The organism is Terriglobia bacterium (assembly GCA_032252755.1).
Lineage (GTDB): Bacteria > Acidobacteriota > Terriglobia > Terriglobales > Acidobacteriaceae > JAVUPY01.
Genome location: JAVUPY010000043.1, coordinates 1 through 15,354 on the forward strand (window position 1 = coordinate 1; position 15,354 = coordinate 15,354).

The following is a 15,354-nucleotide window of genomic DNA, read 5'->3' on the forward strand; positions in this document are numbered from 1 at the left end:
AAACAAACCCCCGCGGTCGAAGAAACAAAAAGAAGGCTTGCACCCCAAAACCAAAGTCATCTTCAAAGTAGAAAACTACAGACTCGTGACACAAAGAAGAATCAGAGACTTGTAAAGAGCACTTGACTCAATCATAGGTACGCCGCTCCTCACTGCCTGACGACTCCACTGATCTTTGTCGTCGCACACTTTATCATCTCGACCTCTGGTTTCTCGACGGGGAACACAGTCCTGCGGTGTCGCTGGTTCGCCGGTGCAAACGACGGGTGTAGGAGAGCAACAACGTTCGAACGAACACCAGCACCGGGCACGTCCACGCCGTAAGCAAAGGAGCCGATGTCGCTCATATCGACCGCGGTCCAGTTCGGGGCATCAGCCCACGCTTCCAATGCTGGCATGATTCGAGATGTCCGACCAACGACTGACAGCCCGAGCAAGAGGATTACATGCGGCTTTAAAGTTCTGATCTGCTCAAGAAGAAGTTGGTTGCACTCCGATTCATAATCGGAGTTCGGCTCCTCAAGAAATTCGCCCACCTGTCGGTCGCCGGGTTGGAGTCCGACGAACCAGTTCGTCATATAGCAGGACTCGATGGATTGTTCGGCGTCGGCCAGCAATCGCCGTAAGTTGCGCCAAGTAGCCTTGTTATCCTCTCTGCCAGTGGTGTCGATCTCGTTGCGGTAGTTTTCACATCCGAAATTGTGACCAATAGCCATCATCTCCGGCCACGGGGCGTTACGAGCCGGGTTCTGTAGACCAAACCCCTCGGGAAAGAATGCCGGGCCGGGTAGACCACCACGCGCCGGAAGGATTTGAGAGCCTTCGGGAGGAGCAATGATCTTTGCCTTTTCTTGCCAGCCTGCTATTAGGTCGAGCAGCATCAAGCGACTCCTGTTGGCTGATCGACTCGCCAGTCGAATCGACATACGATCTTAGTTCACAATTAAACTGCACCTGTTCCGTAACGTTTCTGAGTAACGTCGCCACACATCATCGGTGTACTGCCAGGCAGCAGGTTGCGGTGTGACCATCAACACAGTTCGCCCGTATTGCCTTATCCGTTCTTGGTCGAACTTACCTCCGGCGATTGCTTCCTATTTCGGCAACATGTTTATTCCAATGCTGTAGAGAACGACAAATATCGGCTGGTGTTTCTGAATCTGCGATCTGACAGGGGCGATTCGTGTTGTTGTATCCAGAGATTCATGAACGCAGAACGCCAAGTCGCACTAGAGAATCCTAGAGCGTGAGTTTTTGGGAGACGAGCAAGTGTGGCATTGCGAGTACATGTTGTCCAGTCGACTCTGGTGTATTAAGGCGTACACCGTTCTAATCCTGTGTCGTCTGTTGCGCTCATAGGTTCAACGGGTTCTGTTTTCGTAACAAAAACATTCGACCTGTGCTTTTCACCTGAAGCCGTGCTGAAATTCACCGTTTCCACCACGCCATTTTGATGCGAGCACTAACTATGGACAAGAAAACGATCGCATTAACCGTGTCTTGAATAAGCCGAATACTTCATAGGAGCGCGTCCTTGTGAGCGACTCTTCCGTCAGAGCTGGTCCTGCGCATGAGATTGGGCCGAAAGGTGAACACCTTGCATTCTCTCAACCTGAGGAATGCGTGCTCCATCTCGTTGAGCCGCAACCGTGTTTCTGCTTCGCTGTTCCTTTATCGAACATTTCGCACATTGAGTGGTGTTCACGCGAACAAGGTGGCACATTGCACGCACATCCGGTCTTCCACAATGACCGGCGCCGTGGGGCGTGCCCAATGCACAAAATTTCCGACACCGTCCGCACCGTCCATAGCCAGGATGGCGCGATTGTTCTGGATGTACGACAGGGACAGATGTTTAACCTCAACCTGGCTGGATCAAGAATCCTGGAGCTTCTGAAGAATGGAAGCTCCGAATCCGAGATTGTGGGCCGCATCAGCGGTGAGTTCGACGTCAGCCGCGATGTTGCCGAAAGCGACCTGCGGGAGTTCCTCGAAGCACTGAAGAACCACAAGTTGATTGAAGAGCAGCAGGCGGGCGAAACCGCCTAACCGGGGTGCGGAGCGTGGCGTTCACCCAACAATCCGAGCACGAGACGTATCGCGTCGTTGTATGCAACAAGGATGCGACGGACCTCCTTCTCGTATCGGCTGATAAGGGGCTGTTGCTTCCCTCGGTCGCGGTACCGCGGTGGCAACGAGTGGCAGAAAGCCTCACCGCGGCCATGAAGAAGGAGTGGGGCTACGAAGCCCTTTGCTTATTCGCTCCAACCGTCGCTCTTCCTCCCGAGCACTCGAACGGAATCCATTACCAGGTCATGGAATGCTACGGGCGCGCGGAGAAGTACGACACTCGGACACAGTGGGTGCCCGTTTCGTCGCTGTCGGAGCCCTTATTTGCAGATTCCGCCGACTACATGGCGGTCCAGCAGTGCCTTGCGGAATGGGAATCGTACGCCCACGGACCAGCGCCGGGTCCTTTTGCCAGACCCGGATGGTTTCAAGAAGTGCGCTCGTGGGTCGAGGAGGTGATCGGGCCACTCGGGCTGCAGCTCAAAAGCAGCTTTTCGCAGTTCAATGCGAGCCCCTGCTTCAGCTTGATCCGGCTGGAAACCGACGGTCCCGCCATCTGGTTTAAAGCCGTGGGCGCGCCGAATGTTCGAGAATTCGCCATTACTGCTGCGTTGGCACAACTCCTCCCGAAATATGTTCCACCGATTCTCGCCACACAGCCGGAGTGGAATGCATGGCTGAACTTGGAGATCAAGGGCAGCAACCTCGAAGAAAGTCGGGACATGGAAGCGTGGAAGGCTGCCGCCGCCGCTCTGGCCGATCTACAGATCGACTCCATGGGAAAGGAGACCCAGCTATTGAGTGCTGGCGCACGGAACCTCCAAGCATCCACTTTGTCGAACATTCTCGAACCGTTCCTCGAAGTAATAGCTCAACTCATGAAGGAGCAGAGCAAGGTTCCCCCAGTCGTTCTAGCCAAGCAAGAACTGGTGCTGCTGGCCGAGCATGTTCATGACGGAATTTCCCAGCTTGCGCAGTTGAATACGTTGGGTCACCTCGACCTCAATCCCGGCAACGTCATCGTTTCGCCAAGCGGCTGCAAATTCCTGGACTGGGCTGAGGCCTACGTTGGACATCCGTTCTTCAGCTTCGAATACCTGCGGGAGCACTTCCGGCGCTCGAACGGTGCGAATGCAGCGCTCGAATCTCAACTCGTCGCGGCGTATGCCGAACCATGGCGGGCACTGCTCCCCGATGATGTCATCAGCAACGCACTGGCTCTTGCGCCCATGCTCGCTGTCTTTGCATATGCGGTCGGAAACGAGGTGTGGTCCGACCCAGAGAAGCTTCTGCAACCCGCTACCGCCAGATATCTGCGCAGCCTAACTCGCCGTCTGAAGCGCGAATCGGACCGTCTTGTCTCTCGGAGATCCCAATGCAAAGCCTGATAGAACCTCCACCTCAGTCTCTGAAGGATAATGTGACTGAGATACTGCACGGTGTTCCTATCACCGATCCCTATCGTTGGCTAGAGGACCAGGAGTCACTGCAGACTCGTGCCTGGATTGACGCGCAAACCCGTTACGCGCGTTCATATCTCGATGGGATTGCCGGCCGGCATCGGATCCGGGGGCGCATACGCGAACTCCTCGATCTCGAGACCTATGATTCCATTCAAAGGAGCGGGAGCAGGTACATCTTCCGAAAACGTCTTCCCGGCCAAGAGCAGCCCTCCATTTTTCTGCGCGAAGGTCAGGACGGACGGGATGAATTACTGCTTGATCCCGCAGACCGTGGCACAGGGAAGTACACGGCCGTAAAGCCGTTGCGCGTGTCACCCGATGGCCGACTGCTTCTGTACGAAATCAAAGAGGGCGGGGAAAGGACTGGAACCTTCGAAATTCTGGATATCGAACTGCGAATAACACTTCCCGACGCCCTGCCACGCGGTTATCTGCGCAGCTTCGTCTTCGCTCCCGATTGCCGGAGTTTCTACTACGTGCATGAGTGCGCCAACGGCACTGGAGGGTGCCAGCGGGCAGCCTACCGCCACGTTCTAGGGACAGAGTTCAGCGACGATCAGCAGATCTTCTTTGCCGGAAAGGGCCCAAACATTCGCTTACATATCCTTCCCGGGAAAGAGCAGCTTGGGTTTCTTGTCTACCGGCTCCTCGAGAGGACATATACAGACTTTTATCTCTGGCCATTCGAAAGCAAAGATCCAGCGCAGCTCCTCATCGAAAATGCGGAATACAAACTTGGGCCAGTCCTGCTCGACGGCGGCCGCATCCTCGCCATAACGGATTGCGATGCTCCCAATTTCCGCATTGTGGAGATTCGACGGAGGGAAGGGCTCGCAGGTCAGTTCGTCGATCTGGTCCCGAATAGGGATCCCCGAATTCAGAGCTGGGCTGTGACGCGAAACGAGATCTTCGTTTCGTATGTCCGAGGCACACAAACCGAGATCGACATTTTCGATCTCGACGGCAGAAAACTTGGCCGATTCCCAATCGAGAAAGATGAAACAGTTCGTCTCATCTGCGGTTCGCCCGATGCAGACGAATTGCTCTTGGAACGGGAATCGTTCACCAAGCCGATACAGATTTGGCGCTATTCGACCCGTGATACCGAACCGAAGGTCTGGGCAGAACGCCAGATTCCATTCGAGTCGCAGAACTACGACCACGAACAGGTCTGGGTCAAAGCAAAGGACGGAGCGCGGATTCCGATGTTCCTGGTGGGGCGGCGCGAGATTCTTGAGACCGGAACACACCCCACAATCATGACTTCCTACGGCGGCTACGGCGTTGCAATGACGCCCCAGTTCAGCGTGTTCGTTGCATTTCTGATAGAGCGCGGGTGCTTGTTCGCACTTCCCAACATCCGCGGTGGATCGGAATTCGGAGCCGAATGGCATAACGCTGCCAAGCGGCGGAAGCGGCAGGTCGCGTTTGATGACTTTGCTTGTGCGGCGGAGTGGCTGATCGAATCGGGAAAAACCGAACATGACCGGCTCGCTATCTTCGGCGGTTCAAACTCGGGTCTGTTGGTCGGCGCGGCAATGACACAACGGCCCGATTTGTTCCGCGCTGTTCTCTGCATAGTTCCGATGCTGGACATGGTTCGCTATCACCTATTCGACAACGCGCATGTTTGGAAAGAGGAGTTTGGAACCGCGGAAGATCCGGAAGACTTCGCCGCACTGATGAACTACTCGCCGTACCATTGCGTGCGCCATGGCACTGCCTACCCGGCAACGATGTTCGTCTCCGGTGATAGGGACCAGAACTGTAATCCTCTCCACGCCCGCAAGATGACGGCGCGGCTGCAGGCTTCCAATAGTTCTGAATACCCAATCATTCTTGACTACTGCCCATTCCGGGGACACTCCCCGGTGCTTCCACTGAGCGAGCGCGTCGAAGGTCTCACTGACCGAATGGCGTTCCTCTGCGACCAATTGGAGATAGCGATATGAGTGGAGGCTTTGCCATGCGTTTCCTTACCCTGCAGGCGTACTGGAAGCTCATCCATTTCGATCTTTATCTTGCCCAGGGCGACTTCGCGGCACTCTACCAGAAGGTTCGCAACCACGGCGTTGCGAGACAGCCCGCAGCGTTCGACGCTGTTGAGGGCGTCTGTTCTGCGATCGATATGGCATGCATTTGGTATTGGAAAGAGGTGCTATGCCTGCAACGGTCGGCGGCGACTGCGTGCTTATTGAGGAGTCACGGCGTGTCCGCTGAGTTGGTAATCGGGGCGCAGCAGATGCCATTCCGATCGCATGCTTGGGTGGAGCTCGATGGCTGCGTGGTTAATGACAAGCCCTACGTCCGAGAAAGGTACGCCGTACTCGACAGATGTTAGCGGGCAGCAATCGCAGAAATCAGGCGGGATGTCATGAGTGTCCAATTCGGAAAGTGCAGTTTTGATGGGAAGCCGGCGGATTCTCACGAGTTTGATCGGGTCCGACCGATCTTGGCTCCGTACGGCCCGGACACCGAAGGCTCGCTTTGCCAAAACGGTGCCGCAATCCTCTATCGAGGATTCCATACCACCAAGGAATCTCGTGACGAAGTACAACCCCATATCACGCGATCCGGAGCGGTTATTACCTGGACTGGTCGACTCGACAACCGCAATGAACTCCTCGATTTGCTTGGAAGTGAAGCTCGCACACAGAGAGCGGATATCGACATTGTCGCGGTGGCCTACGAGAGATGGGGGACTGAGGCTTTCCCTAAACTGGTCGGTGATTGGGCTCTGTCGAGATGGGACCCGAAAAACTGTTCCCTGATACTGGCTAAGGATTCTATTGGAACTCAGCATCTCTACTATTCGGTCGAGCGAGATCAAATCTTGTGGAGCTCGATACTGGATCCACTGGTTTTGGTTGCAGGTCATTCTTTTGAGCTAAACCAAGAATACATCGCTGGGTGGCTGTCATTCTTTCCTGCGGTTGAACTGACCCCGTATATCGGGATTCAATCGGTTCCTCCATCCTGCTTCGTCCAATTGGGAAAGCAAACACGGAGAACGGTCAGGTACTGGGACTTCGATCCTGCAAGAACGATTCGCTACCGTTCGGATGGGGAATACGAAGACCACTTCTTCGCTGTTTTTGCCCAAGCTGTGCGCCGCAAACTTCGCTCGAACACGCCAGTACTGGCGGAGCTTAGTGGTGGCATCGATTCATCTTCCATCGTATGTATGGCAGACAACCTGATTACGCATGGAGCCGCCGAAACACAGCGCCTCGATACTGTTTCCTATTACAACGATTCCGAACCAGACTGGAATGAGCGCCCCTATTTCACCGGGTTGGAAGAAAAGCGCGGTCGTAGCGGTTGTCACATCAATGTGGTTTCGCAGCGATCTTTCCTCGTGGAATTCGCACCAGATCGCTTTGCGGCGACTCCGAGCGCTGGTTACTTTCCAAACCAAGCCGCAAACGAGTTCAGCGCGTGCCTTACCTCAAACGGAAACAGAGTGGTCCTCTCTGGGATCGGAGGGGACGAAGTCACGGGCGGAGTTCCAACCCCTACACCCGAACTTCAAGATCTCATTGCAAGAATGCAGCTTCAAGAACTCGCTCGTCAATTGAAACTGTGGGCGCTGACAAAGAGAAAACCATGGGTTCATTTACTCTTCGACGCCATTCGGGGATTCCTGCCACTCCCACTCGTCGGTGTACCAAAAGATAAGAGGCCCGCGGAATGGCTGCACACGGGGTTCGTCCGCAGAAATCGAAAGAGTCTGCAGGGTTATGAGCACCGGCTCAAACTGCTCGGCACGTTGCCCAGTTTGCAGGAGGGCGTTAGTACTCTGGATTTGCTGCGACGACAGCTTGGCTGTTCTCCACTGACGTCAATGCCTCTCTACGAGATGCGGTATCCATATCTCGACCGCGACCTGCTGGAGTTCCTTTTTTCGGTCCCGCGAGAGCAACTGGTTCGTCCCCATCAGCGCCGCTCCCTGATGCGACGTGCCCTGGCCAGCATCGTCCCAGATGAAATCCTGAACCGGAGGAAAGCCTTTGTCTCGAGGGCGCCACTGAATTCGATCTCACTCGATTGGCCCAGAGTTCTTGAGATGAGTCAGCGCATGCTCCTCGCCGAACGGGGGATCGTTGAGCCAAATCGGTTTTCGCGAGAATTAGAAAGAGCCCGAACCGGCGCGGAGGTTGCCACGGTTCTCTTAATGCGTGCCTTTAGCGTCGAGGCATGGCTCAAGCATGTGAGCGGACACAGAATTCTTGCCGGTAGCACCCAGCAGTTCGCGGGATCTCTCAAAGATCCCCAGCCGGCCACAATCTCAGCTGAGAACAAATAAACAAAAGGAGACGAAAAATCATGAAGTACACAAAACCACAACTTGTCCTGAGCGGATCGGCTCTTCATGTCATCCAGGCTCACGTGAAGGGTTCCTTCCAGATTCCGGATAACACCGGTTCCACTACCGACCTTCGTCCAACCAACGGAGCATACGAAGCGGACGAATAGTCCACAACGCGTAGGGCGCTTCCAGGAGAAGCGCCCTATATTCCTCGCTCCTCACCAGACTCACGGATGATGCTCATAGAAAGGAGGTAAAGACAATGAAGTACTCGAAACCAGAAATCGTTCTGGCCGGTCAGGCTCTGAATGCCATTCAGGCCCAGGCGAAAGGAATGTACTCGGTTCCCGACAGTACGGGGTCGACGACGGACCTCCGTCCCACCAACGGAGCCTATGAAGCGGACGAATAGGCGAGAGCCCGGGCGTTTGCTTGCAAGCGCCCGGGCAACTTCTTAACCGCTACGTTTGCGAGGATGAAGAAAACGCCTCGGAAAATCGGAAAGACTAGGGTAAAGCAGGGGCCAAATACGAGACCTTTTCATTCTGCCGCTTCTGTTTTGCGTAGTTCACGCCAGCGTTGAAATTGATCAGGGTCATACGACGGTGATTGTCCCTCGTAACTCTGAATCCAGAAGCGGAACCAATCCACGTTTCGCTGTAACGATGCAACGCGTTCTAAGGGTGTGTCGAGTGGATGGTCACCGAGCGGATAGAAGTACAGTTCCACGGGCTTGTCCTGACGATAGAGGGCCGTAAAGAATTCAAACGCGCCGATCGGACCGTATGGCAGGTGGCCGTGCCCCGTGTACTCCATCAGCAGGGGACAACGGACATTTGAGGCATTGAAGGCAGGGGCATACTTCAACCAGTTGTCCAGTGTCTTGCCATAAGGCGGGCCCCCCATGACGCTTTCGGCGTCGTTCATCACACCACTGTGGTTGTGGAACCAATAGCTTCCGTAATTGTAGATACCACCGTCGGCGGACGATACCGCCGCAAACTGAAAATCCGAATGGGTCAGCATGAAATCGGTTTTCCAACTTGTCCTGCTGAATCCGATAAGCCCAACCCTGGCTCTGTCGACGATTCCCCGACTAACCAAAGTATCGATGCCGCTCTCGACCATTGCCATCCAGTTGTAAGCTTCCGCCAATCCGCCAGGGAAGCCTTGTGGCAGCTCCTTTACGTCGAAGAAGTACTCAGTCATCAGAACCGCAAAACCATGTCCTGCCAATACCTGGGGTGGGAAGGCTGTCGTGTAGGACCCATCGGAAACAAAGAACGATTCTCTTGCCCGGTTCATGACGACTAGAGGATATTTCTTCGCCGACGTATATCCCACAGGCTTGATCAGGTATCCCGAGCACTTGACTCCATATTTGTTGACCCAACTGATTTTCTCTATTTCACCAAGCGCGAAGTTTTCATATTCGGGATTCCAGTCCGTTATGACATGAGTTCGATCGCTAATTAGGTCGCCGACGACTAGGTTCGGCGGCATCGATATATCTTCCCGGAGGCCGATCGCGAATCTTCCGCTCCTTGTAATACCTTGAATGCGCACGGACGGGTCGGTAAACAATTCCGCACGGCGCGTCTGTATCCATGTAACGGAGGTTCGCTCCAAACGAATGAGCTCTCCGGTCTCCAGTGTGACTAACAGGGCGTTGTTTGTTCTGCCCCAACCGATATTGCTGCCTGCGCGGCCTTTGAATCGGTGAAGCGTCTCCGATACAGCACGCGTCCTTACGTCCACCACGAATAAGTGAAGAAACGACTCCCATTGCCACTTGAGATCTGAAAATCCATCTCGAAGGTCCTCCCTCTCTAATGAAGTACCTTCGGGAGGCAAGGCGCTGAGCGCGAAAGACTTGCTATCGCTGGACCACACAGGCGAGATGTAGCTAAATGCGGGAGCATCGAATCCCAATTCGAAACGACGGTCGTTGATATTCAGTAGACCCCAGAGAGGCATGGGAAACGCCGAGGATTGTTGTTGTGTGGCATAGAAACCGCCTTGCCATGTAGTTGGTAATGTCTGAGTCGTGTATTTGAACAGGAGGAAATTGCCATTGGGAGAAAGGGCAAGATTGGTGACTTCTCCCGTGAATCGCTCCAGGGCTTCTCCCGAGGGTGCAATGGCGCGAAGCCGCGTCAGTTTTCGTCTGCCTCCAGCATTTTTCTCTGCCAAGTAGAGGAACGAATCAGGATGCCAATTGTCGATGAGTGCGGGGTCCTGAATGGGTTGGCCTGGAATCACCCGGAAACCGTACCGGTTCTGAATGTCGCGCTCTGCCACATTGCTCAGCCTCCCCACTGCCGCGCAAAATACGATGCGAGTGGCGTCCTTATCTACACTGAAGGAACGAATACTCTTGGTAGGGCTTTCGATCACCTCCCGTTCTCGCGACCGCGTATCGATCAGGATCAGCCTGTCGTGTTCCGCTGGGTACCTTCCTTGGGTTTCAATGACTAGAACGCCTCGGCTGTTGTCGAGCCATTGAAGACCTGCCAAACGATCCGCGCGGAGTAGCAGGCGACCATTACCTGCTTTTGCGTCCTCTCCGAGGCGCTTAATTAGCAATTCGTAATTATTAGTGTTGTTTCGAATGTCCGGCGCCTTCAAGATGTAGGCGATTTGGGCTCCATCCGGCGAAATTGCGACTTCTCCATGTAACCCGTCCCCTGCCAGGCGACGCGTGCTGACCGCATCGACGACAGTAAGAGTCCGCTTCTCCGCCGAGGCAAGACCTTGCCACACACACAATGAGATGAACGCTAGCAAAAGATACTTGCGCACCATGGGATTACCTATGCTTGGTTGTGTTTCAGAATTGAAGTTTCAACGCCAATTGAATGGAGCGCGGACCGCCGATTTGGTAGAGAGGATTGAACGCCCCGCCACCTGCATTGGAGATATTGGTGCTTCCCCCATTCAAGTACTGGCCCAGCGTCTGTCTTGAAACGCCAAAGCCGAAAGGCCATCCTCCACTGGGAGGCGCAAAATTGGGATGGTTCAGCACGTTGAACATCTCCGCGCGGAACTCCAATTTGAGGGGATCGCGAATTGCAAATGTGCGATGGACGGCGAAATCCCACTGCGTCGTTCCGAAGCCTCTCAAGAAATTCCTAGGCACGTTGCCTTGGCGAGGATTTCCTGTAGCCGGATCGATGGGTGGATCGGTGAACGCGTTTGGATTGAATCCCATTCCGCCTGGGCAGGAGGCTCCCGGTGCGAGATTGCCAGCTGCTTGATGCACTAACGCACATTCCTCTCCGTACAAGTAGAGTGGCTGACCTGGAACGAGATCGGGCCGAACGTCTGCGAAAATGCCGCCGTTGAGGGGGAGGCCGGAGAAATTGAGGTCGGAGATGTTTACCGGCGGAGCAGATCTGGCTTGAATAACGCTTTGGACGGACCAGCCGCCAAGAATTGCGGTCGTGAATGCATTGATTTTTGGAGCCGGAATGGCATAAGTGATCCCTGCTGTGAACGCATGACGGATGTCAAAATCGGAGGAGGCCCGATTCGATGAGATAGCTCCTGGGATCACAGCATTCGACACCAATGCGGTTGAACTTGCTGAACCCGTGTCGATTGAGTGCGACCAGGTGTAGGAAACCAGTGCCTGCAGACCACGAGACAATCGCCGATGGAATTGCGCTTGGAACGCACTGTAGTCGGAAGTTCCGGCATTAGTAATCAGTTGCACCGCAGAGAAGGACGGCGTTCGTGCGGCGAGTGACTGCAAAAGCCGTCGGCCAGCAGCACCGATGTAGGACGCGGAGAACGCTTGTTGCTGTCCTAGAGATTGTTCCAGCGCGACATTCCATTCGAGGGTGTATGGCAATTGGAGATCAGGATCCGTTGCAAACAGATTCCCGCTCGTCGCACTCGGCGGGGTCACCACCGGTGCGGCTGCCGCCGCAGGAGTCAATGGGTACGTGCCACCAAAGATTGGACCATTCGTGGCACCGAACGGATAGGCTCCGAGGGATATCTGGTTACCCATTCCCGAGCTGGCGAGGTCGTAAAAAACGCCAAAGCCTCCCCGCAAGACCGTCTGATAGTTTTGGTTCTGGAAAATCTGGTAGGCAACACCAACACGCGGTGCGACGTTGCCGTAAGTGGTCTTGTAAGGCGTTGCCCCGGCTGGAGCCAGGGCCAACTGCGACAGATCGTTGAGGTTGAAACCAGTGACTGCTGCAAAGCTAGGACCGCTGAGCGATTGCGGGACAAAGTCCATGTCCCAGCGAAGACCGTAGGTGAGTGTCAGGCGCGGATTCATCCTCCAGGTGTCTTGGCCGTAAATTCCGAGATTGCGAAACAGGAAGCTGGCGCCGAGATTGGAGAACGTGCTACTGAAAAACAGATTCCCTTGTTCTGCGGAAAGCACGTTCAGAAAGCCCGGGAATTGCTGATACAGTCGCGGGGCGAATTCCGGTGACAATCGACGATAATCCATCCCGAATTTCAGGCTGTGAGCACCCTTCTGCAAACCTAGACTATCGACGATATTTATTTGCCGCTGCGCGTTCCGCGTGATTTGGCCTACATCAATGTTGCTTCCTATACCCAAGTTGAATATCGCCAGAGTAAAGAATGCGTTATCGGAATTAAATGGAGCGGGAATTGGCAGGTCTGAGAGGGGTATGGCACCTCCAAAATCATCTTGGGAAAAATTTCCCGCTGCAGTTGTCCTGCTGTAGTTAAACCTTAAATCATTAACCAGCGCGGACGATATCGCCCAACTGGCTCCCGCTGTTGCGGTTTGTGTAGTAAGGTCTGTCGCGTTCAGCGTGTTAAGCGAAGAGTTTCCAGCCCCACGCTGAATGATGCTGGAAGGCGAGTAGTTGTATCGACCAAACAAGCTGAGCTTATCGTTGAGTTTGTGATCGATTCGAATGCTATAGGCATCGAGTGTTGCGGGATTCGAGTAGCTGCGACTGAATTGGGCCACACCCGTCGCCAGGTTGTCAGGCTGACCGGGATCGATGGGAAATGCATTTAAGAACGGCTGCATTACCGGGATGGCGTTTTGGCGGGCAGCGAGATCCGGGACGTTGGTCAGTGTCGTCTGTGGAAGGCGCAGACGAAGCCCCTCATAGGAGAAAAAGAAAAATGTCTTTTCCTTCAAGAGTGGCCCGCTGAATGTTCCTCCGAAATCATTCTGACGCTCCTGCGGTTTCGGTTGGCCGACGCTGTTGGCGAACCAGTTGTTCGCGTCCAGGATGTCATTCCTGAAGTAATCGAACACAGTGCCGTGAAATTGATTGGCGCCGGAACGTGTAACGATAGAGATCTGTCCCCCTGGAGTGCGGCCGAATTCGGGAGCATACGTGGAGGTCTGGATACGGAATTCCTGCATGGCATCAACAGAAACGAGGCTGTTGGTGCCGCCTAGAGCGCTGAACGATCCGAGCGAACCTCCCAGCCCATTGCCGGGACTTCCAGTGGAATTCGCTCCGATCCCAATGTTTGCGCTCACGCCATCCACCATCCAGTAATTGGAAGCTGCGCGCTGTCCGTTGATGCTGAACTGGCCCGAATCCTGAGAGTTGCTTGCGGTCGGCACCACCCCGGGCGTCAGTTGGATCAGTGATTGAAAGCTTCGACCGCTCATAGGCAGGTTCTCAGCGAACTGACGGTCGACGACGGTGCTCACCGCTGCCGACTCGGTATTCACCAGGGGAGCACCGCCCTCTACCGTCACAGCCTCCGAAACAGCACCGATCGGAAGTGTAAAAGTGATCGACAAGGCATCCTGAACGTTGAGAACGATGTCCGGCTTGATCAGTGTCTTGAATCCTACCTTCGAAACCTGCAGCCGATATGGACCTGGGGGCAGGTTCGGCACAACATAGATTCCTTCGCCATTTGTCCTACTGAAATACTTCACGGCAGTGACATCGTTCACAATTACGATGTCTGCGCCGGCAATGGCCCTGCCGACGGGATCAAGGACGATGCCATTAATGGTCCCATTCGGGGATTGCGCAAAGAGGGGGAGGACAAGGAATACCACGCAAGCGACAGCAGCAAGACACACAGTTTGACCCAGGCGCACGTCGATTCTCCTGTGACCGACAGATTCGGGCACGTTGCTTCGTAGTACGCAAGAAAACGCGTGGTGGTACCACGCCGTGATTCTAGAACGAAAAAGAAATGAGAGGGTGCTAGGAAGTGCGACTAAGGATGGTTTGGATCGACTTTCAAATAAGCGAATAGGAGAGATTTGCCACTGGGCTTATGGCTTCCGCCGTTCGGTTCCACGGTCACAAACACAGCATCGATTTGCGCCAGCGCTTTGGGGTCGTCAAACTTCAAGACCCAGCGCTTCTTGGAGACGCTGTCTATATAAAAGATACCGAGGTTGAGTGCTTGCTTCTGGTCCGGTCCACGGCGGCCCCAAGCCTGAAACGTGCTGGCGTTTTTCAAGCCCGTTTGATCCAGATCGTAGGCGTAAAAGATCAGCGACTTGCCCTTAGTGTAAAAGACGCGGCCATAGGGTTTCTGAGTTACGCCGGTGCGGGCGACGTCATAGACCTCGGCAATGTAGAGATCACGGGCACCCATCAATTCACGAATGTCACGGTCGTGCGCCAGTAATTGCTGCTGCTGATCGATGGCAGCATCGCGTTCATGCAGCTGTTGCGTTAGGTCGTTGACCTTGGCCTCTAACGCCTTTCCTCGTGTCACGTCTTGGGACGACTGCAGCGCGAGCGAATCAAGTTTGCGCTGGAGGGCTTGAGCGTTCGCCTGAGCCGCATCGAACTTTTGCGCCAATTCGGTCCGCTGTTGAATGAGGTCCTGTTTGCCAGCGTCTCCCGCACTCAGATCCTGCGCAAGGCGGGCCTGCGTCGCTCGCATCTGACCCATCTCAAGTGACTGTTGTTCCAATTGCCGGCCGAGAGCCGCAATCTGTCGATCTCGTTGTTCAATCTGGACACGCGCCACTTCGCGATCATGGCCGGCATCACTTAACCGCTCTTCCAGTGCAACCGGTTTGTGTGCAGAGGGAGGTACAAACTGGGCAGTAGTTACGCCACGGTGTATGCCGACCAGATAAGCGCAGATCCCGAGCGCAACCGAGAGCAGAATTCCTGCGGCATACAGAGTCCATACACCGCGCCAGGTCGCAGTACCAGCAAAAGGAAAAACTCGACGAGTGTCACCAGGACGCTTGGTTTGCGCTCGGTCCTCGCCCACCTGCTTTGGCGATTTCTCTTCGCGCCCGATTCGAGCGAAAAGGGCAGCCTCTGCCTCATCCAAGGACCAATCACTACCCGACTCCCCAAGATCGGACGTTTCCTTTGCTGCAATAACCGGAATCGCATGCTCAACAACGGCTTCGTACTGTTGCATTGCTTCCCGACACGACGAACAGGCAGCGAGGTGCTCCCGCAGCTTCTTCTGTTCCTCGTCAGTTAGCTGGCCTGAGGTTGCAACAGCACAGAGCTCGAGGAACTCGTCATGGGGTTCGATGTAAGACAACGCCCCGGCTCCTAG

The 15,354-nt window shown here is 54.7% G+C and carries 11 protein-coding genes; 7 read left to right on the forward strand and 4 right to left on the reverse strand.

Annotated elements, in window-relative coordinates; all coding sequences use genetic code 11:
- Positions 1 to 149: 149 nt before the first annotated feature.
- Positions 150 to 884: a hypothetical protein gene (locus ROO76_09995; protein MDT8068481.1), complete on the reverse strand. Its 735-nt coding sequence runs from the start codon at positions 882 to 884 to the stop codon at positions 150 to 152.
- Positions 885 to 1,773: 889 nt separating this feature from the next.
- Between ROO76_09995 and ROO76_10000 the strand changes: the two genes are divergently transcribed.
- The 7 genes from ROO76_10000 (at position 1,774) to ROO76_10030 (ending at position 8,254) form a co-directional block, all read left to right on the forward strand.
- Positions 1,774 to 2,049 carry a PqqD family protein gene (locus ROO76_10000; protein ID MDT8068482.1) on the forward strand — a complete coding sequence of 92 codons (276 nt, stop codon included), beginning with the start codon at positions 1,774 to 1,776 and terminating at the stop codon, positions 2,047 to 2,049.
- A gap of 14 nt (positions 2,050 to 2,063) precedes the next feature.
- Positions 2,064 to 3,458 carry a phosphotransferase gene (locus ROO76_10005; protein MDT8068483.1) on the forward strand — a complete coding sequence of 465 codons (1,395 nt, stop codon included), beginning with the start codon at positions 2,064 to 2,066 and terminating at the stop codon, positions 3,456 to 3,458.
- Complete coding sequence (locus ROO76_10010; GenBank protein ID MDT8068484.1) at positions 3,446 to 5,485, forward strand: prolyl oligopeptidase family serine peptidase; 2,040 nt, start codon at positions 3,446 to 3,448, stop codon at positions 5,483 to 5,485. Before ROO76_10005 ends, ROO76_10010 begins: the two co-directional genes overlap by 13 nt.
- A gap of 14 nt (positions 5,486 to 5,499) precedes the next feature.
- On the forward strand, positions 5,500 to 5,874 hold the full coding sequence (locus tag ROO76_10015) for a lasso peptide biosynthesis B2 protein (GenBank protein ID MDT8068485.1): 375 nt from the start codon (positions 5,500 to 5,502) through the stop codon (positions 5,872 to 5,874).
- Between the two features lie 33 nt (positions 5,875 to 5,907).
- Positions 5,908 to 7,839: an asparagine synthase-related protein gene (locus ROO76_10020; protein ID MDT8068486.1), complete on the forward strand. Its 1,932-nt coding sequence runs from the start codon at positions 5,908 to 5,910 to the stop codon at positions 7,837 to 7,839.
- 20 nt (positions 7,840 to 7,859) lie between these two features.
- A complete protein-coding gene (locus ROO76_10025; GenBank protein ID MDT8068487.1) occupies positions 7,860 to 8,009 on the forward strand; it encodes a hypothetical protein in 150 nt (49 codons plus the stop codon).
- Between the two features lie 95 nt (positions 8,010 to 8,104).
- Entirely contained in the window at positions 8,105 to 8,254 is a 150-nt protein-coding gene (locus ROO76_10030) for a hypothetical protein (protein ID MDT8068488.1), read from the forward strand.
- A 128-nt stretch (positions 8,255 to 8,382) separates the two neighbouring features.
- Here ROO76_10030 and ROO76_10035 read toward each other — a convergent pair whose 3' ends face one another.
- The 3 genes from ROO76_10035 to ROO76_10045 form a co-directional block, all read right to left on the reverse strand.
- Positions 8,383 to 10,647: a prolyl oligopeptidase family serine peptidase gene (locus tag ROO76_10035; protein ID MDT8068489.1), complete on the reverse strand. Its 2,265-nt coding sequence runs from the start codon at positions 10,645 to 10,647 to the stop codon at positions 8,383 to 8,385.
- Positions 10,648 to 10,672: 25 nt separating this feature from the next.
- Positions 10,673 to 13,912 (reverse strand): TonB-dependent receptor, encoded by a 3,240-nt coding sequence (locus tag ROO76_10040; GenBank protein MDT8068490.1) that lies wholly within the window; start codon positions 13,910 to 13,912, stop codon positions 10,673 to 10,675.
- A 122-nt stretch (positions 13,913 to 14,034) separates the two neighbouring features.
- Positions 14,035 to 15,339, reverse strand: a complete 1,305-nt coding sequence (locus ROO76_10045; protein MDT8068491.1) for a zf-HC2 domain-containing protein — start codon at positions 15,337 to 15,339, stop codon at positions 14,035 to 14,037.
- Positions 15,340 to 15,354 lie beyond the last annotated feature (15 nt).